A 22,341-nucleotide genomic window follows, 5' to 3' on the forward strand; every position below is an offset into this window, starting at 1 on the left:
CTATTCGATCACCGGACCCCGTAAGGACAGGCATGTCTGAATTCTCGAACGTCGAGCGGCCCGCTGTGTTTCCCGTGTGCCTCTGCATCGATGTCTCGTACTCGATGGCGGGCTCGCCGATGAGAGCCGTCAACGACGCGCTCCCGGAGATCAAGTCGGCGATCAAGGGTGACCCGGCCACCGGAGAGATCGCACGGCTGGCCGTGGTGACCTTTTCCGACAAGGCCGAGATCGTCCTGCCCCTGACCGACATCGCGTTCGCCGACATGCCCGTGCTGACCCCGCAGGGCGGAACCAACTTCGACGTGGGCCTGCGTGCCTCCGGGGACGCGCTGCGCGACGGCATCAAGGCCCTCGGCAAGGGGAGCGCCTACCACCAGCCGGTGATCTTCTTCATCAGCGACGGCGAGCACAACGCCGGCGTCGACTGGACCCACGCCCAAGGGCAAGTCACCTCCAAGGACGACAAGTACGGGGCGCAGATCGTGAGCTTCGGCTTCGGCCGGGCGAACCGGGAAGCCATCCAACAGATCTCGACGGGCTTCGCCTTCTTCACCGACGAGAGTGACCCGGGAGCGGCCGTGCGCGAGATTCTGCGCACGGTGGTCCGGAGCATCCGGACCACCTCCAGCAGCTTCTCCTCCGCCTCCGGGGGCGCACTCTCGGTGCCGCTCGACGGCACGAAACTGACGCAACTGCCCCTCGCCCAGCGCACGGTGAGCTGAGCATGGGCATGTTCGACCGCCTCCGAGGTCGGCACGCGGCCCCGGAGACGGACGACGGCGGCAGCCGGAGGCCCGGGGCAGGCCGGGGGCCCGCCGTGGCGGACGCAGCCTCCGAATCAGCGGTCACCGCCCCGGCCCCGTCCGACGCGCCCGAGCAACACGCGCCAGGGGCCGGCGTCGTGGGAGGCATCCCCGCCGACGGCGTGATCGGCCCAAGTCCGTCCGACGGCGGGATCGACACCGACGCTCACGGCGGCGAATCCACCGGTGAGGGCACGACGGCCACCGGAGTTCCGTCGGTCTGCTCGCCACGCACCCAGCCCACCGACGCTCCGCGTGTGGGAGAACGCCTGCAACCGCTTCCGCTGCCCCGCCTCGCGCCGACGACGACTTCGCTGCCCGGGATGCGGGCCGACGGGGGATTGCTCGGTGACCGATGGCTGGGCGCGGCGAGTCTCGCTGGGCAGTCGCACCTGAACTGCGGCACCACTGCGCAGGACGCCTACCAGTTCACCCTCTCCGACGACGGCTCGCTGCTGCTCGCGGCGGTCTGCGACGGCCTAGGCTCGCGTCCGCTGACTTCGCAGCTCGGCGCGACGCTCATGGCCTCCCTGCTGTGCGAGGTCGCCCGCACCGTCACCGCCGCGTCCCTCGCGGTCGACCCGCCCGCTGTCCTGGGCCGAGTACTCGAGGCAGCGTGCGCACAGGCGGCGCGGTTGCGCGCGGCCGGGATGCCCGGCCTGACGGACAAGGACCTTTCCTGTACGGCGGCCCTGGTACTGCTGCCGGCCGCTGGCACCGGCTGGGCCGCCCGGGTCGGGGACTGCGCGGTGATGCGACTGGACGGGAAGGAGTGGAACACCGTCTTCCCCCGCGACAACGGACCGGTCAATCGGGTCTCCGCCGCCCTGCCCCACGCCGCCCCCGCGGAGGTCGCCGAGTACGCCTCGCTGGACGAGGAGCACGCCGGTACCTGCCTGATCCTGGCATCCGACGGACTGGCGGAGGACGCCTTCGGCTCACCCGCGGTACGGGCCTGGCTCGCCGAGCGGTGGTCACAGCCATGCGACGCCATGGCAATGGCGGACTCGCTGCGCTACCGGCGCCGCGGCTCGCACGACGACCGGACCGCCCTCGTGGTGTGGCCACGGCAGCTGCGGTGCGGGTGAGCGATGCGCACCGTCACCAGCCGACTCGGCCGCAAGTACCACGTCGAGCCGAGCCCCTTCAACGTCGACGGCGGCCAAGGGCTGCTGTACCACTGCGTGGACGTGGACCGGGTGGACCGTGTCTACAAGGAGTACAAGACACCCGTGTCCGCATCGTCCGAGGTCGACCGGCTGCACCGGCTGGCCCAGAGCGGCTGGGACGCCGTGCGCCGCGCCGAGAACGGCAGTGGACGCACGGTACGAGGCGGGCTCGCCACGACGGCCGAGTCCTCCATCAACTGGCCCATCGACGTGATCCACGGAAGGAGAGGCGGTGTGGCGGGCGTGGTCCTGCCTCTCATTCCGCAGTCCTTCATGTTGACGCAGCCGAACGGCCGCACGACCGCCCGCACGCTTGACTTCCTCTATCTGGCCCGGGCCGAGCCTCCGCCACCGATGGCATGCGTACGCCTGGGGGTGTTGCTCCGCGTGTGCGACATCTTCATGGAGCTTGAGGACCGTCGGCTCACCCACGGGGACCTGTCGGCGAAGAACCTGGTGTGGCGGGAGCGGGACACGCACGCCTACCTGATCGACTGCGACGGGCTGACCTCGTGGAACGATCAGCCGACGCACGGCGTAGCCACGCAGGAGTGGACGGATCCGCGCCGCGTCGCCGGAGTGATTCCGGCGCACGACCGGTTCAGCGACCGGTTCGCGCTTGCCCTGGTGCTCTACCGCTGCCTGTTCCTCAACCCGGGCGGCCCAAGATGGCCCGGGGCGCCCCAGAAGGGGCAATGGATCAAGCCCACGGGGTTCCCCGGCGGGTTGGACCCGGCGCTTCGGCGAATGTTCAGCCGCGCACTCGACGATCCGTTCGCCACGGGCGCACGGCCCTCCGCGGCGGAGTGGCATCACGCCTTGCACACCGTCTTCGTCATCGGTGGCAGCCGACCTTCCTACCGTGAAGACAAGCTGCGTGTCCTGGACGAGTACGCCGCTCAGCATCGACGAGGAATCCAGCACCAGCCCACCGCCCAGCGTCGACCAGCCGTCCAGCATCAGCACGCCGCCCCGCAAACAGGACAGCGTCCCGCCAGCGGCTTTCCGGTGCAGACGCCCCGGCCCCACCCCCAGCGGCAGCCGCAGGTGCGGCCGCAGACGCAGGTCGCCACCACGCGGACCCGCCAGCCCATACCCCAGACAGCACCCCGACAGCGACGGCAGCCTCCGTCGCCGCCGCCTTCCCCGCCCGCTCGCCGGCGTCGGCGCCGGACTCTCGTCGTCCTCGCGATGGTGGTGTCCGCGGCGCTTGCAGGGGCCGGCGTCCATCTGTTCCTGCGTGACTCCGCCGCGCCGCCCGACGCCGGCCCTCTTCGAGCGGGGGCGCCCTGCCCCACAGCCGTGGCGGCCCGCATTCCCGATGGCGCCGGAGCGACCCTGCTGCACGCGTACACGACAGAACTGCACCGCATCACGCTGTGCCGGACCGCGAGGGGAAGGATCTACTACAACGGCTCCTGGCTGGACCCGGACGCCGCTCGGAGGAAGTCCGGACAGATCACCATCCCCGCCGAGCCCACCGCGAACGGCTACCGGGCGCGCAACAAGGATTTCCTCTATGTCATCAGGGACGAGTGGGTGATCGTCCACCCGCCGGACGGCGAGGCAAGGAAGTACCGCCTGACAGAGGTCGGTTGAATGAACCCTCTCGGTTGCGGGTCACCGGACCAAGTGCACGGACCCAACAGGGTCGACTGCGAGGACGACTTCCCTGGTCGGAGGACGGCCTCCGTGCTCGCTCGGGCCGCGAGGCCGTTGCGCGCCCGGCGCCGAGCAGGGGTGGCACGACGGACCGCGGCGGGCGCCTCGCCTCAAGGCCCGCCGAACGCTCAGTCGACGCAGAACTCGTTGCCCTCGATGTCCTGCATCACGATGCACGAATCGGTGCCGTCGTAGAGCAGTTCCACGCGTACCGCCCCCAAGGCGACCAGGCGGGTGCACTCGGCTTCGAGCTTCGCCAGGCGCTCCTCGCCCACCAGTCCCGTACCGACCCGTACGTCGAGGTGCACCCGGTTCTTGACGACCTTGCCTTCGGGGACGCGCTGGAAGAACAGTCGGGGGCCCACACCTGTGGGGTCCGTGCAGGCGAACCACGCGCCCCGCTCCTCCGGAGGCCGGGAGCTGTCGAACTCCGCCCAGGAGGTGAACTCCCCCGGCGGCTTCGCCGGGGCGTACCCCAGCACCTCGCACCAGAAGCGGGCGACGCGCTCGGGTTCCGCGCAGTCGAAGGTGACTTGGAACTGCTTGACCGTGGACACCGGCGCACCCTAACAGGCGGCCGGTGTGCGGGTTCACGTCAGGAGCAGGCCGACGCCGACGAGCAGGGCGGTGCACGCCAGCACGGCGATCACGAGGACGGTCCGCCTGGGGGCTCCGCGCAGGCGCAGGGCGATGGCCGGCAGGCCGACGGGGGCGTTCTTGTCGCGCATGACGTCTCCTTGAAGTCGTGGAGGAATTCCGGACGGGCGGGTTCGGGCCTCAGGGAGCAGGTCGTCCCAAGGCGTCACGCAGCCGCAGCAGTGCGCGGCGGCGGGCCCGCGCCCGGACCAGGACGAGTCCTGCCAGGGCCACAAGGGCGGCCCCGGCCAGGGCGGTTGTCAGTGCCCCTGCCGGGGTGGCGCGGGCCGCGGCCAGTGCCGTGCCGGCCACCGCGGTCACCACGGTGACCCCGACTGCGAGCCGGGCGCCCAGCACCCGGTCGCGGGCGAAGAGGGGGCGCCGCCTGCTCAACACCCACGCGGCGAAGGCGCTCCAGGCTAGTCCGACGGCGATCAGTCCGCCGAAGGCGGCCCGGGTCCGCACGGGCAGCGGATGCGGCTCGGTGGCCCACAGCACCGCGATCAGTGCCGCGCCGCACCCTCCCGCCAGGCCCAGGGCGAGCAGGCGCATGCGGGAGCCCAGCGAGACCTCCGCCGCCAGCGCGCGTGCGAGGTCCTCGGACACGTCCCGTCCCTCAGCGGGATTCCGCTCACTCATGCCTCGTCTCCCCTCTCGGCAAGGACACTCCGCAACATCCGGCGTGCGCGGTGCAGTCTGCTCTTGACCGTGCCCGGCGGTACCCCGAGCACCTCGGCGCAGGCGGCCAGCGGCAGATCCTGAAGGTGGAACAGGATCAGGACCTCACGCTCCAGGGGCGGCAGCCCGCCCAGGCCGGCCTCCACCTGCATCGCGGTCAGCACGTCATCGAGCGAGTCGTCGGCGGCCACGGCGCCCGCCTCCTCGACGGGCGTCTCCGCGGCCTTGTAGGCCTGCCGCAGGTGTTCGGCGACCGCGCGCCGGGCGATGGTGAACAGCCACGGGGCGAAGCGCTCCGGCTGTCGCAGCCGTGGCAGTCCGCGCACCACGGCGACCCATGCCTCCTGGGCGAGATCGTCCGCGAGGTGCGGCGAGCCGACCATGCCGCGCACATACCGCCACAGCGGGGCATGCCAGACGCGCACCAGTTCGCGGAACGCCTCCCGCTCCCCGAGCTGGCAGCGCACCACCAGCAGCCCGTCGCGTCGCCCGTCGCCGCTCACCGCACCTCCTCCGCGCCGCGCCCTGTCTCACCAAGACAGTCGGCCTAGGAGGCGGAAAGGTTCACGGGAACGCTCCGCTCTACTCGAAGAACTTCAGGCTCCAGCCGACGTCCGAGTTCGGGCCCGGGACGTCGGCGCGGCGGTAGGTGGTGTCGCCCCACCAGCAGAACGTCCCGGTGTACCAGTAGCGGTTCGCCCAGGAGTACGGCGTCCCCTTCGGCACCGCGTGGAACATCGACGGGAACCTCGGCCCCGCGGGCGGGCTGGTGGCGATGTCGCCGTCGAGCAGGACGAAGGTGTGGTGCCCGGGGCCGTCGACGTGCAGGGTCGGGTCCCAGCCCGCCATCATCGTGGCGCGGTGGGAGCCGAACAGGCAGCCGTTGGACTTGTACCAGTCCCATACGTACGTCGGGTCGCCGCCGGCCCTCAGCCGCAGGTCGGCCAGGCAGTACTGGTCGCTCCAGCTGCCGTTGGCGGAGTACACGACGTGCAGTTGCCCGCTGGGGTCCTTCACGGCCTCGGGTGCCTCGTTGATGAACGGGTCACCCACCACCCGCTCCCAGCTCTCCCGGGGCTGCGAGATGATGTGGCGCCCGCCGGCCGGGGTGGTCGGGCTGCTCATCCGGGCGATGTAGAGGTTCTGCTCGACGTTCGTGTCACCGGCCCAGCCCGACCATACGAACCAGCGCAGGCCGTTGAACGTGAACAGGGTGCCGTCGATGGCCCACTTGTCGTCCGGCAGGGCCAGTTTCGTCTCGGCGGTGTACCCGCTGTCGGGGGCCGCCGAGCTGATCACGTACATCCGGTGCGCGGCTCCGCGGCCGGCCGTGAAGTAGATGTGGTACCGGCCCGTGTCCCGCACGATCTCCGGCGCCCAGACCTCGCCGAGGTTCCGGGTGTCCGACCAGACCTGACGGGCCGCCGCCGACGCCAGGGCACTCGTCGACGGAGCCTGCCGCACGGCGATGCCGGCGCCGGTGGACTGCACGGAGATGTAGGTGCCGCCGACTCGCAGGACGCTCGGGTCGGCGGCCCGCAGAGCGGTCTGCTCGGCTCGCGCGGGCGGGGCGGAGGTGAGCCCCAGCACGGCGGCGAGCACCCCGGACAGCAGGATGGCGGCGACGCCGGAAAGACGACGAGAAAGTCCCATGTCCCGCCCCTCGCTCGCCTCCGCCTCCGTCACGGTCGGCGGAGATCGCCTTTACATCGATGCAATGGCGCTCCCAGCATCTTGAGCGGCGCCGACCCTGTCAATGGGCCGGAGCCGGGCGGGACCTGTCCACGAGCGGGTGGGGTACGGCCACCGGGAGGGTGGTGCCTCCGGCCAACTGGGGCGACGCCAGGCGACCGTGACGTCGCGTCGGCCCCGTGGTGCGCGAGGTCTGGACACGCACCCGAGGGCATGTTGTCATTCCGCTGTCGCAGGATTTCCAACGTTGAAAGAGCCGCCTGACCGCACCCGTACCGGCGTTCGCCTGTGACCGGTCCCGGTCGAGGGCCTTCGTGCGAGGAAAGGTTCGATGACAAGACAACACATCCGCCCCCGTGCCAGAGCGTGGGCGCTGCTGACCGCGGCGGTCCTGGTGCTGCCCCCCGGCGGCCTGGCCGCCACCGCCTCCGCCGCCGAGCCCGCAGGCCACGCGTCGGCGCTCCCCAGCGCCGGACGGTCCGACGTCGAGGTGCACGGCCTCAAGGGCGAGTACTTCAGCATGTCGGCGCCCGGCGCCCGGGACTTCGCCCAGCTCGGTGGCACGCTGCTCGAGCCACAGATCAACTTCTCCGGCCTCACCAGCACGTTCCAGGAGCTCAACGGCAGGACGGAGCACACGACGGCCCGCTGGACGGGGCAGATCGAGGCGCCGGCCACCGGTGACTACACCTTCCACGCCATCGGCGACAACGGCTTCCGCCTGTTCATCGACGGCGAGCCGGTCATCGACCACTGGGAACCGGACTGGGACCGGGAGCAGACCAGCGCGCCGGTCAGACTGGCCGCCGGTGAGAAGCACGACTTCCGCCTGGAGATGTTCCAGGACTTCGGCGGCGCCAACATGTTCCTGCGCTGGTCCACGCCCGACCAGCCGAAGCAGCTCGTGCCGATGTCCGCGTTCACCCCGCCGGAGGGCTTCGAGGTCTACCCGGTGGAGATGTCCGTCACCGCGGACGGACGCCGGCTGCGGGCCCGGTTCGAGGGCCGGGTCGGTGATCTGCGGGCGGTGAAGGACCACTTGAAGGTCGAGGTCGACACCACGGCCATGCCCCTGAAGTCGGTGACCACCGTTCCCGGCGACCGCAACGCGCTGCAGGTGACGCTCGCCGAGCCCGTCCAGAAGAACCAGCAGGTGCGGGTCACCTACGACGGCGAGGGCGGCCTGACCTCGGGCGGCGAGACCGTACCCAAGGTCATCCGCTACGCCGAGAACGCCTCCACCCACCGGCTCACCACCCCCTGGGGCGACCGGCTCGACGAGAAGAACCCGCTGCCGGAGTACCCGCGCCCGCAGCAGGTGCGCGCCCGGTGGAAGAACCTGAACGGCCCCTGGCAGTTCAGCGGCGCCGCGGCCGGCGAGCAGCCCGTGTTCGGCAAGGACCTCGACGAGAAGATCGTCGTGCCGTTCCCGGTCGAGTCGCAGCTGTCCGGGCTGGAGCGGCACGAGGACCACATGTTCTACCGCAAGCTGGTGAACGTGCCCAAGGACTGGAAGGTCGGCAAGGACAGCCGGAGCGACCGCCTGAAGCTCAACTTCGGCGCCGTCGACTACCGGGCGCGGGTCTGGGTCAACGGCACGCAGGTGGCCGAACACACCGGCGGCTACGACGCGTTCAGCGCCGACATCACCGACGCGCTGAAGGGCACCGGCCCGCAGGAGGTCGTCGTCGCCGTCACCGACACCGGCGGCGCCGACCAGCCGATGGGCAAGCAGTCGGTCAACCCCGGCGGCATCTTCTACACCCAGTCGTCGGGCATCTGGCAGACCGTGTGGATGGAGCCGGTGGCCACCACTGCCGTCGATAACGTTGTCACCACCCCGGACATCGACACGAGCACTCTCGCCGTGAAGGTGGAGTCCGAGGGGGCGTCCGCCGGTGCCCGCGTCGAGGCCGTCGCCCGCGACAAACGGGGCAAGGTCGTCGGCAGGATCAGCGGGCCGGCCAACGCGCAGCTGCGGCTGCCGGTGGCGGACCAGCATCTGTGGAGCCCGGACGACCCCTACCTCTACGACCTCGACGTCAGGCTCACCGACGGCAGGTCGAGCGACAGGGTCGGCAGTTACTTCGGCATGCGCGACATAGGCATCGAGAAGGTCGGCGGATTCCAGAAGCTGGTCCTGAACGGGAAGCCGGTCTTCTCCCTGGCCACGCTCGACCAGGGCTTCTGGCCCGACGGCCTGTACACCGCGCCGAGCGACGAGGCCCTCGCGTTCGACCTCAAGGCGCACAAGCAATTGGGCTTCAACGCCGTCCGCAAGCACATCAAGGTGGAGTCGCCGCGCTGGTTCTACCACGCGGACCGGCTCGGCCTGCTGGTCTGGCAGGACTTCGTCTCCGGGAACATCACGAACGAGACGGGGCGGCGCGCCTTCGTCGACCAGGGCCGGGAAGTGATGCGGGAGCACCACAACTCGCCCTCCGTGATCAGCTGGATCGTCTTCAACGAGGGCTGGGGCGAGTGGGACCGCGCGGAGACCGGCCGGATCGCCGAGTCCGTGAAGCAGGCCGACCCGTCCCGTGTCGTCAACGCCCACAGCGGTGTCAACTGCTGCAACTCGAAGGGTGATTCGGGCAAGGGCGACATCATCGACCACCACGACTACAACAACGAGGACCCGCCCTTCCCCGATCACCGGGCCGCGATGGACGGCGAGCACGGCGGCTTCGTCCTGCGCACGCCGGGCCACATGTGGCCGGGCGCGCCGACGGTGATCTACAGCGGGGTCGCCGACAAGGAGGCGCTGACCCGCAAGTACGTGGAGAACACCGAGGAGTTCTACCTCGACCAGGCCGGGGCGGAACTCTCCGGCTCGGTCTACACCCAGATCACCGACCTGGAGAACGAGCTCAACGGCCTGTACACGTACGACCGCAGGGAGATCAAGGTCGACCCGGTCAGGGTGCGTGAGATCAACCGCAGGGTCGTCGCCGCGGGTGCCGCGGCGGGCGAGCGGCAGCCGCTCAAGGGCGGCGGGCACTGGGCTCTCGACGAGGGCACGGGCACCAACGCGAAGGACGACGGCCCGAACGCCAAATCCCTGACGCTCACCGAGGGCACCACCTGGACGCCGGGCGTCAGCGGCAGCGCGCTGACGTTCGACGGGCAGGGTCAGTACGCCGAGACCGACGGCCCGGTGCTCGACACGACGGGCAGCTACTCCGTGTCCGCCTGGGTGCGGCTGGACGAGCTTCCCGGCAACTACGCCACCGCGGTCAGCCAGGACACCCGGCGCCAGGCCAGCCCGTTCTACCTCCAGTACGGCCAGGGGGCGTTCGCCTTCAGCACGCCGGGCGGGAACCGCGCCCGGCTGGAGACCACCCCGGAGAAGGGACGCTGGTACCACCTCGTCGGCGTCCGCGACGCCACGGACAACACGATCACGCTGTACGTCGACGGGAAGCCGGCGGCGACCGCCACCGGCGGTGCGGCCTATCCCAGCACCGGTCCCCTCACGGTGGGCCGCGCCCAGTGGGAGGGGAACGCCACCGACTTCTGGAACGGCTCGGTGGACGAGGTGCACGCCTTCGACAAGGCACTCACCCCCGAGGAGGTGAGCGCCCTCCACACGGAGGAGCAGCCGTAGCGGAGCGATGAGGGAAGGGCCCCGGCGACAAGCACCAACGCCGGGGCCCTTCTGCATGTCGACGGCGCTCTTGGGGCTGCCGGTGAGGTGGTGTTCGGCATGGACTTCTGGGCCACGGCGGGGGGCGTGTTCAGGGTGAACGTGCCCGTAGTCCGCTCGACTTCGGTGGTGCTCTGCAGGGCGGGGCGTCGTTGCGGTGGGCGTCTCAGCCGGAGGCGACGAGGACTTCGGGATGCCTGCGGTCTTCAGCGATGCCCTCACGTCCCGGACGACGTGCCTCTGTCCGTCGTCGAGGAGATCACCCGACGTACTCCCGGCTTCGCCGGCTGGCAGCAGGAGTCGTGGCTGTACCACTGCGGCGACGGCGCGGCCTTTCTCGGCCCGGCCGGATACCGCGAACTCGAGGCTCACCCGGAGGCTCTGGCCATGCTCCGCCGGGACCATCAACGCTACGGCTGGGAGGCGGCGGACAGTGAACGGTTTCTGCGGGGCCTGGACCGGGTCGGAGGGCCGACCGGCTACCTGTTCCGCTGCTGGCACTGCGGCATGGAGCCGGCGTAGTCCGGCATGAGCCACGGACGTGCAATCCACGAGGGTGTGGGAGCGAAGCGGCGGCGCGTCAGGTGACGCGCCGCCGGGTGTTCGGTCGGGGGTGTTACGCCCGGGTCACGGGGCCCACGGGGCCTCCACGGTCCATGTGGTGTCCTCCGTGAACAGGGCGGGGGTGTCCCAGGTGTGCGTGCCGCCCGGGGTGGCGAGCCACAGCTGGGCGTCGTAGTGGCGCAGGTACTGCTCGGGGAAGTTGTACGCGGACAGCCGCACCCCGCCGTTCGCGCCCCGGACCGGGCAGAAGGTGGCGTCGGCCCGGAACAGGTCGCCGCTGCCCCCCTCCTTGTAGACGCGGTACTCGCGGTGACGCAGGTACTCGCCGGGGTAGTTGCGTGATTCGAAGCTGTAGCAGGAGCTGTCGGCGAGGCCGGGGACGATCTTCCAGGTGGCGTCGTTCTTCAGCAGGGCGTCACTGCCGGAGCCGACGACGTCCGTGTAGGCCGCGCCGTCCCGGTGGCGCACGTAGCGGTCGGTGTAGCCGGGTGTGGTCACGCGCAGCGACCTGTACTGGCCGGTGGGCAGGGTGAGGGGGGCCGTGGCTCCCCGGGAGGCCTCGATGAGTGCGCCGTTGGCCGCCCTGACCCTGGCCTCGTCGACCTTGACGACCTGACGGTCGTAGGTGAGCAGGCCGTTGGCCTCGTTCTCGACGTCGGTGATCTCGGTGTAGACCGAGGCGGACAGCCCGCGTGGCATGCGTACCTCGCGGATCGCGTCCAGCAGGCCGACCAGCCGGTTGTCGAGATGGGTCAGGCTCGGCTGGTCCTCGTAGCTGAAGCCGCCGCCGGGGTACCACTCGTGGCCGGCGACCTTGAAGCCGAGGCCGCCGAACTCGCCGAGGACGGCGGCCCGGGTGGCGCTGGGCACGGTGGTGCCCGGCCCGACGTAGACATGGTGGTCGACGACGTCGCCGTTGCCGCCGTCGACGGCACCGCAGCAGTTGACGCCGCTCATGTTGTTCACCAGGCGGGAGGGGTCGTACGCCTTGACCTCGGTGGCGATGCGGGCCTGGTCGTACTGGCCCCAGCCCTCGTTCTGGTTGACCCACATGATCAGCGAGGGTGAGCTGCGGTGCTGGTCGATGACGCGGTCGTACTCCGCCTCCCACTGGGTGCGGGCGGCGGCGTCGGGGGTGCGCAGGTCCATCGAGGGCATGTCCTGCCAGACCAGCAGGCCGAGCCGGTCCGCGTGGTAGAACCAGCGCTGCGGCTCGACCTTGATGTGCTTGCGGACCATGTTGAAGCCGAGGTCCTTGTGCTTCTGGAGGTCGTGGCGCAGGGCCGCGTCGCTGGGCGCGGTGTAGATGCCGTCCGGCCAGTAGCCCTGGTCGAGCGTGCCGGTCTGGAAGACGAACTTCCCGTTGAGCACGGGCCGCAGCACGCCGTCGACGCGGGCCAGGCCGACGGAGCGCATGCCGGTGTAGCTGCCCACGGAGTCGACGGTCGTCCCACCGGAGAGCAGGTCGGCCTTCACGTCGTAGAGGAACGGGTCCTCGGGCGTCCACAGGCGGGGTCCGGGGACCGGGACGGTGAACTCCGTGCCGACCGTGCCGGTGGCCGTGCCGACCGTGGTGCCGCCGGCGGAGACGGTGACGCGGGCCTGATGACCGCTCGTCCCGGCGCCGCGGACGGTGACCTTCAGGCGGTTGTTCGCGAGGTCCGGGACCATGTCCAGGCGCGCGATGTGCGCGGGCGCCGTGGGTTCGAGCCACACCGTCTGCCAGATCCCTGACGCGGCCGTGTAGAAGATGCCGCCGCCGGGATGCGGGGCCACGTCGCGGATCCGTTGTTTGCCGACGGCCTGGCCGCCGGTCTCGGTGGGGTCCCACACGGACACGACGAGCGTGTTGGTGCCGCCGCTCAGGAGGTCGGTGATGTCGTAGGAGAAGGCGTCGAACCCCCCGCTGTGCACGGCGCCCGCCTGGCGGCCGTTGACCCATACGGTGGTACGCCAGTCGCTGGCACCGAAGTGGAGCTGGACCCGGCGGCCGTTCCATCCGGCCGGGACCGTGAAGGTGCGCTTGTACCAGAGCTTGTCGTTCTGGGTGATGCGGCGCTGGATGCCGGAGAGTGCGGACTCGGCCGCGAACGGGACGCGGATCTGCTCGGTGAAGGACGCGGGCTGGCCGGCGTCCGCGGAGGTCACGGCGAAGTCCCAGATGCCGTTGAGGTTGGCCCAGTCGGGCCGGGTGAGCTGGGGTCGCGGGTACTCCGGGAGGGGGGTGTCGGTGGGCACCTGGTTGGTCCACGGGGTGGTCATGGGGGACGGTTTGGGGGTCCACGCCTGGGGCGCGGCGGTGGCGGTGCCGGTGGCCGTGAGGGCCGTACCGCCGACGAGGGTCAGCGCGGCCAGCGCGGTGGTGGCCCACCGCGCCGCCCGTCTGAGCCAGGCGCCCGTTCGGCGCGGTGCGGGTGACGTGGAACGCATCGTGGCTCCTTCACTAGTGGGGGTGCGGAGACGTGCGTGTGCGAAAGGCGGCCGGGACAGGGGTACCGGCCGCCGGGGTCCGGACGCGGCAGCCGGATCGCGCGTCACGGCTGCCACGTCCGGGGCTCACATCAGTTGCCGTCGGCGGCCCAGCCAGGTCTGGGCGACGACGACCACGGCCAGGAAGGCTCCGCTGACGACCTGCTGGTACGAGGAGTCGAGGGAGCCGATCTGGTTGATGACGTTCTGGATGACCTTGAGCAGCAGGACACCGACCAGCGAGCCGCTGACGTAGCCGAGACCGCCGGTGAGCAGGGTGCCGCCGATGACGACGGCGGAGATGGCCTCCAGTTCCATGCCGTTGCCGAGGATCGTCACGCCGGAGGCGAGCCAGGCGGCGTTGAGCGCTCCGGCGAGCCCGGCCAGCACTCCGGACAGGGTGTAGACCAGGATCTTGGTCCGGGCGACGGGAGCACCCATCAGGGCGGCGGCGTCCTCGTTGCCGCCGACCGCGTAGACGTGCTGTCCGAAGCGGGTGCGGCGCAGCACCACGGCTCCGGCGGCGAACAGGCCCAGCGTGATCCACACCGGGTTTCCGATGCCGAAGGTGCTGCCCTGGCCGAGTTCGGCGAGGAACGAGCCCTTGCCGATCAGGAAGGTGTCCGCTCCCTCGTCGGTGATGGCCAGCATCAGACCGCGCGCGCCGAGCATGGCGGCCAGCGTGACGATGAACGGGGCCAGCCGGGAGCGCGCCACGAGCAGCCCGTTGACCACGCCGATCAGTCCGCACACCACCAGCGGCAGCAGCAGCGCCACCAGGGTGCCGTGGCGTGAGCCCCAGGCGGCGAGGACCCCGCCGAGCGCGAACAGGGACCCGACCGACAGGTCGATGCCGCCGGTGATGATCACGAAGGTCATGCCCAGGGCGACGATCGCCAGGAACGCCGAACTGGTCGCCATGTTGCCGATGTTGTCGCCGGTGGCGAAGGAGTCGAAGCTGAACGACGCCACCAGGCAGACCAGCACCAGCACGGCCAGCGCGCCGTGCTGCTGGATCACGGCGCTCAGCCGCTCGGAGCGGGCGGAGCCGACCGGCTCGGTCTCCGGCGACGGCTGCTTGCTCGCGGTGGTCACGGGTGCGTCCGTCCTCGTGGCGCTCATCGCTTCCCCCGTCCCCGAGCCGCGTACACGGCGGCGACGATCACTACGGCCTGGGCGATCTGGGTCCAGGAGGGCGGCAGATCGTGCTTGATGAGGGTGGCCGTCAGCAGCTGGATCAGGACGGCTCCCGCGACGGTGCCGGCGATGTTGACCCGGCCGCCGGTCAGCGGGGTGCCGCCGACGACGACCGCGGTGATGGCGGAGAGTTCCATCAGGTTGCCGAGGGAGGTCGGGTCGCTCGCCTGGAGGCGGGCGGTCGCGAGGACGCCGGCGACGGCGGCGAGCAGGGCGCAGACGACGTACACGATGATCAGCACGCGGCGCACGGGCAGCCCGGCGAGCTGTGCGGCGGGGCGGCTGTCGCCGATCGCCAGCAGTTGGCGGCCGAAGGTGGTGCGGCGGACCACGAAGGCCAGCAGCAGCGCCAGTCCGGCGGCGATCAGGATCAGGTACGGGATGCCGAGGAGGTCGCCCGAGCCGAGGGAGGCCAGCGCGGGATTGCGCAGGTCCTCCAGTTGCGGCAGCAGGACCAGGGCCAGGCCGCGGCCGCCGACCATGAGGGCCAGGGTCGCGACGATCGGCTGCACCCCGACGAACGCGACCAGTGCGCCGTTGGCGAGTCCGACGGCGGCCGCGAACACCGCCACCACCAGCAGGGCGGGCAGCAGGCCGTACCCGAGGTAGAGGGCGGTGACGGAGGCAGCCAGCGCCATCACGGCGCCCACCGACAGGTCCACGCCCTCGGTGCCGATGACCAGGGCCATGCCGAGGGCGACGATGATCACCGGCGCGACCTGCACGGCCTGGGTGCGGAAGTTCTCCGCGGACAGGAAGTGCGGGGTGATGACGACGTTGACGACGAGCAGGACCGCGACTCCGGCGTAGACGCCGTAGGTCTGCAGCCACTGCAGGGCGCGGGCCTTGTCCAAGGGGGCGGCGCGCAGCGCGGCTTCAGCCATCGGTCGCCGCCTCCTCCGTCAGGTGCGGCGCGGGGGCGTCCCCGGCGATGGTCCGCATCAGCTTGTCCTCGGTGACGTCGTCGCCGGTCAGCTCTCCGACGACGGCACCATCCTTCAGTACGACCACGCGGTCGGACCCTTCGATCAGTTCCTCCAGGTCGGAGGAGATGAGCAGGACGCCCAGGCCGTCGGCGGCGAGTTCGTCGACGAGCTTTTGCACCTCGGCCTTGGCGCCGACGTCGATGCCGCGGGTGGGCTCGTCCAGGAGCAGCACCTTGGGGTTCATCGCCAGCCAGCGGGCGAGGAGCACCTTCTGCTGGTTGCCGCCGGACAGTTCGCCGACCTTCTGCTGCGGCGAGGACGCCTTGATGCGCAGCCGCTTCATGAAGGTGTCCACGATGCCGTCGACACGGGACTCGGAGACCAGGCCGAAGCGGGACAGGCGGGGCAGGACGGCGAGCGCGATGTTCTCGCGGACCGACAGGCCGGGGACGATGCCCTCGCTCTTGCGGTCCTCGGGCAGCAGGCTGACCCCGGCCCGGATGGCGGCCGGTGTCGAACCGCCGCGCAGCGGCACGCCGGCCACGGTCACCCGGCCCGAACGCACCGGCAGCGCACCGGAGACGGCCTTCGCCGTCTCGGTCCGGCCGGAGCCGAGCAGGCCGCCCAGTCCGACGACCTCGCCGGGCCGGATGCTCAGGGAGACACGGTGCAGCTGGTGCGGCACCGTCAGTTCCTGTGCCTCCAGCACCGGTTGACCGCCGGTCGCGCCGTGGTCGCCGGTGAACTTCGTCAGGCCCTCCTTGCGGACCTCGCCCAGGTCCCGGCCGAGCATGGTGGACACCAGGGTGAGCCGGTCGAGGTCGGCCAGCCGCCCGTGGTGGACGCGGCGTCCGTCGCGCAGCACGGTGACAGTGCTGCACACGGCGTAGAGCTCGTCGAGGCGGTGGCTGACGTAGACGACCGCGATGCCCGCGTCGCGCAGGCGCCGGATCACCGAGAACAGTGTCTCCACCTCGCGCGGTTCGAGGGAGGAGGTCGGCTCGTCCATGACGACGATCCGCGCGTCGGTGGCCACGGCGCGGGCCAGCGCCACCATCTGCTGGGCGCCGACGCCGAGGGTGCGCAGCGGCCGCCGGACGTCCACCCGGACTCCGTAGGCGCGCAAGGCCTCCTCGGCCTCGCGGTTCATGCGGGCGATGTCCAGGACGCCGAGGCGGGTGCGCGGCTCCCGGCCCAGGAAGAGGTTGCGGGCCACGCTGAGCAGCGGGATCAGGTTGACCTCTTGGTAAATCGTCGAGATGCCCGCCTTCTGTGCCTCCAGGGGGGTGGCGAAGGCGACCTGGCGGCCCTGGAAGGTGATCTCGCCAGCGTCGGGCCGGTACACGCCGGTCAGGAGCTTGATGAGGGTCGACTTGCCGGCGCCGTTCTCGCCGATGAGGGCGTGGACCTCGCCCGCGTGCAGGGTGAGGTCCACGTCGTCCAGGGCCCGGACGCCGGGGAAGGTCTTGCTCAGGCCGCGGACGGCGAGGACTTCGGCGGGTGGTGCCGCCACCTGTGCCTCCATGAGGAAGTGTTCGAGGGAGGACGGTGGGGGCCCGGACGGCGCGTCCGGGCCCCACGAGGGATCAGTAGGCCTTGCCGATGTCCGCCTTGGCGTTGTCGCCGGTGTAGGCGCCGTCCTCGATGACGATGTCCTGGGCGACTTCCTCGCCCTTGGTGAAGGTGTCCAGGGTCTGGAACGCCAGCGGGCCGAAGCGCGGGTTGGACTCGATGACGCCGCTGATCCAGCCGTCGACGATGCCCTGGACGGCGTTGCGGGTGCCGTCCACCGTGACGATCTCGACGTCGCCGGGCTTCTTCCCGGCGCCCTTCAGCGCGGCCACCGCGCCCAGGCCCATCTCGTCGTTCTCCGCGTAGATGCCCTTGATGCCGGGCTTGGACTGGATGAGCTGCTCGGTGACCTGCTGGCCCTTCTCCCGGGCGAAGTCGCCGGTCTGCTCGAACACCACCTTCAGGCCGGGGGCCTTCGCGGCGATCTGGTCCTTGAAGCCCTTGGTGCGCTCGGTGGTGACGTTGTTGCCGGCCGAGCCGAGCAGGATCGCGACCTCGCCCTTGCCGCCGGTGGCCTCGATCATCTGGTCGGCGGCGCGCCGGCCCTGCTCGACGAAGTCCGAGGCGATGAAGGAGACGTAGTCCTTGCAGGCGGTGGCGTTGATCTTGCGGTCGATCGTGACGATCGGGACCTTCTTGGCGGCCGCGGCCTGCAGCACCGGGTCCCAGCCGTCGGAGTTGAGCGGGGCGATGACCAGCAGGTCGGCACCCTTGGCGAGGAGGTCCTGGACGTCGCTGATCTGCTTGGAGAACTGCGACTGGGCGTTGGCCGTCAGCAACTTGACGCCCCGCTTCTCGGCCTCGTCCTTGATGGACTGGGTCTCGGCGATGCGGAACGGGTTGGCCTCCTTCTCCGACTGGGAGAAGCCGACCGTCGCGTCCTTCAGGTCCAGCTTCTCGCCGCCGTAGGCGTCGACGGTGCAGGTCTTGCCGCCCGGCTTGGGCGTGGCGACCTTCTGCTCGGCGCCGGCGGCCGGCGGGGACGTGGTGTCCTTCGACGCGTCGTCCTCCGACTTGGCGCAGGCGGTGGCGGTCAGGGCCACCGCGGCGGCCAGGGCCACGACCGTGGGTCGGGCAAGGAGGCGAGGACGGTGAGTTGTGCGCTGCATGGTGACCCCGATCCGGGCGACGCTGAAAAGGGAACAAGGGGGTGCGGCACAGTGCGCGAACACTGCTCCCCCTCCGGCGGAAAGTCTTGGCAGGTCCGCCGCAAGGAGGTTTTTACATCGTTGGAAGGATGCTGTAAACCCCCTCTGCACGGGGGTACTTGCACAGCGAGGACGCGGAACCCGCCCCTGGGGCTGCCGTGTTACCGGCGCCCCAGGGTGCTCTCCCGCTCCACCAGGCTGTAGTCGGCCCAGATCCGCCGGGGTTCGGGAGCCGCGCCGTTGAGCCGGGCGAGCACCGACTCGACGGCGAGTCTGCCGATGGCCTCCTTGTCGGGTGACACGGAGGTGAGGGTGACCGCGCCGAAACGCCCCTCGACCACGTCGTCGAAGCCGACGACGGCGATGTCCTCGGGAATCCGCAGCCCTCGCTCGTGCAGCGCCCGCATGGCGCCGATGGCCATCGGGTCGTTGTAGGCGAACACCGCGTCGGGGCGGCGTCCGCTGTCCAGGATGCGGGTCATGGCGGCGGCGCCGTCCGCGTGCCCCCAGCCGACCGTCTCGGCCACCAGCCCGTCGTCGGCGGGGAGTCCGGCCGCGGTCAGCTCCTCGCGCCAGCCGCGCACGCGCAGTTGGGCCGGCTCGCTGCGGCCGCGCCGGGCGCCGATGAAGGCCACCTCGCGGCGGCCGAGTCCGACCAGGTGCCGGACGGCGGCACGGGCGGCCGCCACGTTGTCGATGGCGATGTGGTCGTAGGGCAGGTCGTACTCCCGCTCGCCGAGCAGCACCAGCGGCACCTGCTCCGTACGGTCGCGCAGGTCGTCGGTCTCCAGCTCGATGGGGCTGAGGATGAGTCCGTCGATGACGCGGGCCCGGAAGCCCTGACTGACCAGGACCTCCTGCTCGCGGCGGCCGCCGGTGTGGTCCAGCAGCACGATGTAGTCGTGCGCGGCGGCGGCGTTGATGACGGCGGCGGTCAGTTCGGCGAAGTACGGGTTGCCCAGTTCGGGCAGGGCGAGCGCGATGATGCCCGTGCGGCCCTTGCGCAGGTGCCGGGCGGTCAGGTTGGGCTGGTAGCCGAGAGCGTCGATGGATCGCTGGACGCGTTCGCGCATGGCCGGTGTGACGTGCTGGTAGTTGTTCACCACGTTGGAGACGGTCTTGATGGAGACCCCAGCGTGCGCGGCGACGTCCTTGAGGCTGACCCGCACGGCATTCCCTTCGAAGTGGCCCGACTCGGGTGGTCGGTGCGGGTGCCGTGTCGTCACCGTGAGCCGTGCGCCGAGTCCCTGTGGGTGATCTTTACAACGTTATATATCCGCGATCGGGGCGCTGACAAGGCACCGGTCGGCACCTTACGGAAGGAGGCGCGGGGGTTGACGGGTGCGACGAGGGCGGACGCGACGGCAGGTGCCGCTCGACGGCGGGAGGCCGGGCTGGTCAGGCCCTTCCCGGCGCCGCCCCGCCGTGACGATCAGGCCTGCTCGCCCCTGTCGCTGGGCGCCGACGACGAGAGATCTTAGGCTTCGCCACCCGGGTCCGGCCGACTGCCTCAAGGTGCTTGTAGCCTGGCGATCGGTTCGGACCGGTGAGGAGCTGAAGGTGGACGTCGAAAGACGGCATGCCGGAATCCGGCTTCCTGAGGGCTCCTGGTGGGACTGGGATGTGATCGCCTGGAACGCCGGGGAGTTCCGGCTCGCTGCCGGCCATGATCTGACCTATCACCACGGGCTGGAACTGGTCTTCACCGATCCGGCCTTCGTGAGCTGCCCGTCGAGCTTTCAAGATCCGACGTTCCGTCCCCCGTCACCTGACGAGTTGCTCACGGTCACTCGTCAACTGGGCGTGGAACCACCCGTCGTGGTGGCCTTCGACGCGGACGCCGGCGGGCCGGAGCACGTCTCGTGCGTCATCGCCGCCGAGCGACTCGAGATCGTCGAGGAGACGGTCCTGCGGTATTGGCGCGAGGACGCGGCACCTGGCCAGCGCTTTGCTCCGTGGGTGCGGCCACCGGGCCAGGGCCCGTCGGCAAACGAGCGATGCCCCAGTTCACAGGTCCAGCTCTGCTCGGCGTAGGACGTGAGGCGTGGACACGTGGCCGTCGCGTAGGACTGAACGCCTCCACGAGTACGGCGATATCGGCGGCCAGCGAGCGGTCGGTGCCCTCTTCCGCCGACCAACGGGCCGCGGCCACTGTGCCGTAGGTGGACCAGCCTCCGATGAGAACGACGCGCTTGTCCGGGTTGGGCGGGTTGGGGGCCCTGACGACATAGCCGCAGTCTCGTGTGATCTCGCCGTCTGTGACTTCTCCTCGGTACGCGGTACCGCCCCAGGTGATGTCTCCCCCGCCGAGCCGGAAGGGCAGCGATTCCGCCACAGCTTCGAGGAGCCGTCGGGCGACCTCGTTACTCTTCGGTCCACCGAGGACGAGCAGGTCGTGCTCCATCTCATGGCCCGGCACATGAGCCGACAGCCGGACCTTCTCCGGATCCAAGACGACGGAGAGCTCGCGGGCTCCCGGTAGCGCCATATGCGGAGCGCGGGCAGCCGTCGGACCACGAACCAACGCACCAGTCCCCCGATGCCAAGAAGTACCGCAGCAATCCTGCACGTGGACGGCTGTCTGGCCGGCACCGGTCTGCCCTTGGTGACTGACCGACATGCCCCCGTGAGGTGAGGGGGTATGCGATGGAAGATCGAGCCTCTCGCTGGCAGGCTTTGGCTATGAGCCTCCAGCCCGACGACGTAACCAGCCCCTCCTGGCTGGGCAAGCCGATCGACGTGCGCCCGATGTTCGGGGCGGAGCTGGCTTCGCTCCTCGACGTACTACGCGGCCTGCGGCGCGATGAATGGAGCAGGGCTGCGGTCCCGGGCTGGACCGTCCACGACCTGGCCGCCCACATCCTCGGCGACTACCACGGCCGTCTCGGCTGGAGCACGGAGAGCCACCGGCGCACCAAGGCGGCTGGGGAGACCCTGGAAGCGTTCATCCACCGGGTCAACCAGGAATGGATCGAACTCCACGCCGATCACAGTCCCGCAGAGCTCATCGAGGCCCTGGAGTTGGCCGGGACCCAGGTCGCCCGTCAATTCCAGGGCACCGACCTCGGCGCAATGGGCCTGGGGGTGTCCTGGGCAGGAGCCGATCCAGCGCCCAAATGGCTGGACACCGCCCGGGAGTTCACCGAGTACTGGACCCACCGCCAGCAGATCCGGCACGCCACCGGCCAGCACACCGACCTGGGGCCCGACGCTCTCTCCGCGGTCCTGGACACCTTTATGCGGGCCTTGCCCCACACGCTGCGTCACACGCCCGCACCCGCCGGGACACAACTCCAGGTGGTCGTCGATGAGCCGGCCGTCGGCACCTGGGCCGTGACCGCCACTGGGGACCGCTGGTCACTGGCCGAAGCACCCAGCGGCCGGCCGGCCGCAACAGTGCGGCTGGACTCAGAAACCGCCTGGCGACTCTGCACCCGCGGCATCGATCCCGGCACTGCCCTTGCCCGTGCCCGCATCAGCGGAGAGCGCGAGATCGCCGAAGCCGCCTGCCAGATCGTGTCCATCGTCTACTGACGGACGCTGTGCGTCGAGGTCCACGGCCCAGGTGTGCCGCCTTCAGTAGCCGTCCTCGGGTACGCACTCGGTCCGCTCAACTCCAGCCCCACCCGGGCCGGTAGCGGGGAGGACGGCACAAGGATCCTGCCCGAGAGCGCCGCATCTGCGCAGCATGATCCGCCGACACATCATCTGGCGGAACGAGCACGCCGTAGCCGAACGACTACGCGATCGCTCGCGGGGATGACCTGGCGCCGCCCGTCGAGAGGGAGATCAGAGGGGAGCCAGGCGGGACTTGAGGAGGCAGAACTCGTTGCCTTCGGGATCGGCAAGGACGTGCCACTGCTCCTGCCCGGTCTGGCCGATGTCGGCGCGGCGCGCACCGAGCTTCAGGAGGCGTTCGAGTTCGGCGTCCTGATCGCGGTCGGTGGCGTTGACGTCGATGTGCAGCCGGGACTTCCCGGGCTCCGGCTCGTCCCTGCGGCTGAGGATGATCGTCGGCTGCGGACCGCCGAAGCCTTCGCGCGGGCCGATCTCCAGGCTTCCGTCGTCCTCGCGGTCGAGCACCACGAAATCCAGGACCTCGCACCAGAACCGCGCCAGCGCCTCGGGGTCGCGGCAACCGAGCACGAGTTCACTGATACGACATGCCATGGACGG

At 70.5% G+C, this 22,341-nt stretch carries 19 protein-coding genes; 7 read left to right on the forward strand and 12 right to left on the reverse strand.

Annotation, left to right across the window (positions count from 1 at the left end; genetic code table 11):
* Nucleotides 1-32: 32 nt before the first annotated feature.
* The 3 genes from ACIP2X_RS10440 (at nucleotide 33) to ACIP2X_RS10450 (ending at nucleotide 3,574) form a co-directional block, all read left to right on the forward strand.
* A complete protein-coding gene (locus ACIP2X_RS10440) occupies nucleotides 33-725 on the forward strand; it encodes a VWA domain-containing protein (RefSeq protein WP_401670137.1) in 693 nt (230 codons plus the stop codon).
* A 338-nt stretch (nucleotides 726-1,063) separates the two neighbouring features.
* Nucleotides 1,064-1,894 (forward strand): protein phosphatase 2C domain-containing protein, encoded by an 831-nt coding sequence (locus tag ACIP2X_RS10445; protein ID WP_401670140.1) that lies wholly within the window; start codon nucleotides 1,064-1,066, stop codon nucleotides 1,892-1,894.
* Nucleotides 1,895-1,897: 3 nt separating this feature from the next.
* A complete protein-coding gene (locus ACIP2X_RS10450; protein WP_401670142.1) occupies nucleotides 1,898-3,574 on the forward strand; it encodes a hypothetical protein in 1,677 nt (558 codons plus the stop codon).
* A 191-nt stretch (nucleotides 3,575-3,765) separates the two neighbouring features.
* Here the strand turns inward: ACIP2X_RS10450 and ACIP2X_RS10455 are convergent, their stop codons facing one another.
* The 5 genes from ACIP2X_RS10455 to ACIP2X_RS10475 form a co-directional block, all read right to left on the reverse strand.
* Nucleotides 3,766-4,194 (reverse strand): VOC family protein, encoded by a 429-nt coding sequence (locus tag ACIP2X_RS10455; protein WP_401670145.1) that lies wholly within the window; start codon nucleotides 4,192-4,194, stop codon nucleotides 3,766-3,768.
* 33 nt (nucleotides 4,195-4,227) lie between these two features.
* Nucleotides 4,228-4,365 (reverse strand): hypothetical protein, encoded by a 138-nt coding sequence (locus ACIP2X_RS10460; protein WP_401670148.1) that lies wholly within the window; start codon nucleotides 4,363-4,365, stop codon nucleotides 4,228-4,230.
* A gap of 49 nt (nucleotides 4,366-4,414) precedes the next feature.
* Complete coding sequence (locus ACIP2X_RS10465; protein WP_401670150.1) at nucleotides 4,415-4,912, reverse strand: transmembrane transport protein; 498 nt, start codon at nucleotides 4,910-4,912, stop codon at nucleotides 4,415-4,417.
* Nucleotides 4,909-5,454 carry an RNA polymerase sigma factor gene (locus ACIP2X_RS10470; protein WP_401670153.1) on the reverse strand — a complete coding sequence of 182 codons (546 nt, stop codon included), beginning with the start codon at nucleotides 5,452-5,454 and terminating at the stop codon, nucleotides 4,909-4,911. Before ACIP2X_RS10470 ends, ACIP2X_RS10465 begins: the two co-directional genes overlap by 4 nt.
* A 79-nt stretch (nucleotides 5,455-5,533) precedes the next feature.
* Nucleotides 5,534-6,604 (reverse strand): glycoside hydrolase family 43 protein, encoded by a 1,071-nt coding sequence (locus ACIP2X_RS10475; protein WP_401670155.1) that lies wholly within the window; start codon nucleotides 6,602-6,604, stop codon nucleotides 5,534-5,536.
* A gap of 370 nt (nucleotides 6,605-6,974) precedes the next feature.
* Between ACIP2X_RS10475 and ACIP2X_RS10480 the strand changes: the two genes are divergently transcribed.
* Together ACIP2X_RS10480 and ACIP2X_RS10485 are read left to right on the forward strand one after the other, a co-directional pair.
* Entirely contained in the window at nucleotides 6,975-10,250 is a 3,276-nt protein-coding gene (locus ACIP2X_RS10480) for a LamG-like jellyroll fold domain-containing protein (protein WP_401670158.1), read from the forward strand.
* Between the two features lie 273 nt (nucleotides 10,251-10,523).
* The gene (locus ACIP2X_RS10485) at nucleotides 10,524-10,811 is read left to right on the forward strand and encodes a CbrC family protein (protein ID WP_401670160.1); all 288 of its coding nucleotides are present in this window, start codon (nucleotides 10,524-10,526) and stop codon (nucleotides 10,809-10,811) included.
* Between the two features lie 105 nt (nucleotides 10,812-10,916).
* Here ACIP2X_RS10485 and ACIP2X_RS10490 read toward each other — a convergent pair whose 3' ends face one another.
* The 6 genes from ACIP2X_RS10490 to ACIP2X_RS10515 all read right to left on the reverse strand — a co-directional run bounded on the left by ACIP2X_RS10490 (nucleotide 10,917) and on the right by ACIP2X_RS10515 (nucleotide 19,334).
* Nucleotides 10,917-13,283 (reverse strand): AbfB domain-containing protein, encoded by a 2,367-nt coding sequence (locus ACIP2X_RS10490; protein WP_401670162.1) that lies wholly within the window; start codon nucleotides 13,281-13,283, stop codon nucleotides 10,917-10,919.
* A 126-nt stretch (nucleotides 13,284-13,409) separates the two neighbouring features.
* Nucleotides 13,410-14,444, reverse strand: coding sequence for an ABC transporter permease (locus ACIP2X_RS10495; protein ID WP_401670165.1), 1,035 nt, complete (start codon nucleotides 14,442-14,444; stop codon nucleotides 13,410-13,412).
* Nucleotides 14,441-15,403: an ABC transporter permease gene (locus ACIP2X_RS10500; protein ID WP_401670167.1), complete on the reverse strand. Its 963-nt coding sequence runs from the start codon at nucleotides 15,401-15,403 to the stop codon at nucleotides 14,441-14,443. Before ACIP2X_RS10500 ends, ACIP2X_RS10495 begins: the two co-directional genes overlap by 4 nt.
* Nucleotides 15,396-16,970: a sugar ABC transporter ATP-binding protein gene (locus ACIP2X_RS10505; RefSeq protein WP_401670170.1), complete on the reverse strand. Its 1,575-nt coding sequence runs from the start codon at nucleotides 16,968-16,970 to the stop codon at nucleotides 15,396-15,398. Before ACIP2X_RS10505 ends, ACIP2X_RS10500 begins: the two co-directional genes overlap by 8 nt.
* A 61-nt stretch (nucleotides 16,971-17,031) precedes the next feature.
* Nucleotides 17,032-18,126 (reverse strand): ABC transporter substrate-binding protein, encoded by a 1,095-nt coding sequence (locus tag ACIP2X_RS10510; protein ID WP_401670173.1) that lies wholly within the window; start codon nucleotides 18,124-18,126, stop codon nucleotides 17,032-17,034.
* A 200-nt stretch (nucleotides 18,127-18,326) separates the two neighbouring features.
* The gene (locus tag ACIP2X_RS10515; protein WP_401670176.1) at nucleotides 18,327-19,334 is read right to left on the reverse strand and encodes a LacI family DNA-binding transcriptional regulator; all 1,008 of its coding nucleotides are present in this window, start codon (nucleotides 19,332-19,334) and stop codon (nucleotides 18,327-18,329) included.
* Nucleotides 19,335-19,725: 391 nt separating this feature from the next.
* On the opposite strand from ACIP2X_RS10515, the gene ACIP2X_RS10520 reads away from it, so the two are divergent.
* Both ACIP2X_RS10520 and ACIP2X_RS10525 read left to right on the forward strand, forming a co-directional pair.
* Nucleotides 19,726-20,199 carry a hypothetical protein gene (locus ACIP2X_RS10520; RefSeq protein ID WP_401670179.1) on the forward strand — a complete coding sequence of 158 codons (474 nt, stop codon included), beginning with the start codon at nucleotides 19,726-19,728 and terminating at the stop codon, nucleotides 20,197-20,199.
* A gap of 648 nt (nucleotides 20,200-20,847) precedes the next feature.
* Nucleotides 20,848-21,699: a maleylpyruvate isomerase family mycothiol-dependent enzyme gene (locus ACIP2X_RS10525; RefSeq protein WP_401670182.1), complete on the forward strand. Its 852-nt coding sequence runs from the start codon at nucleotides 20,848-20,850 to the stop codon at nucleotides 21,697-21,699.
* 255 nt (nucleotides 21,700-21,954) lie between these two features.
* Here the strand turns inward: ACIP2X_RS10525 and ACIP2X_RS10530 are convergent, their stop codons facing one another.
* Nucleotides 21,955-22,335 (reverse strand): VOC family protein, encoded by a 381-nt coding sequence (locus ACIP2X_RS10530; RefSeq protein WP_401670185.1) that lies wholly within the window; start codon nucleotides 22,333-22,335, stop codon nucleotides 21,955-21,957.
* Between the last annotated feature and the right edge of the window lie 6 nt (nucleotides 22,336-22,341).

Origin of the sequence: Streptomyces sp. NPDC089424 (genome assembly GCF_044749345.1) — a bacterium.
In the GTDB taxonomy this organism is placed as follows: Bacteria; Actinomycetota; Actinomycetes; order Streptomycetales; family Streptomycetaceae; genus Streptomyces.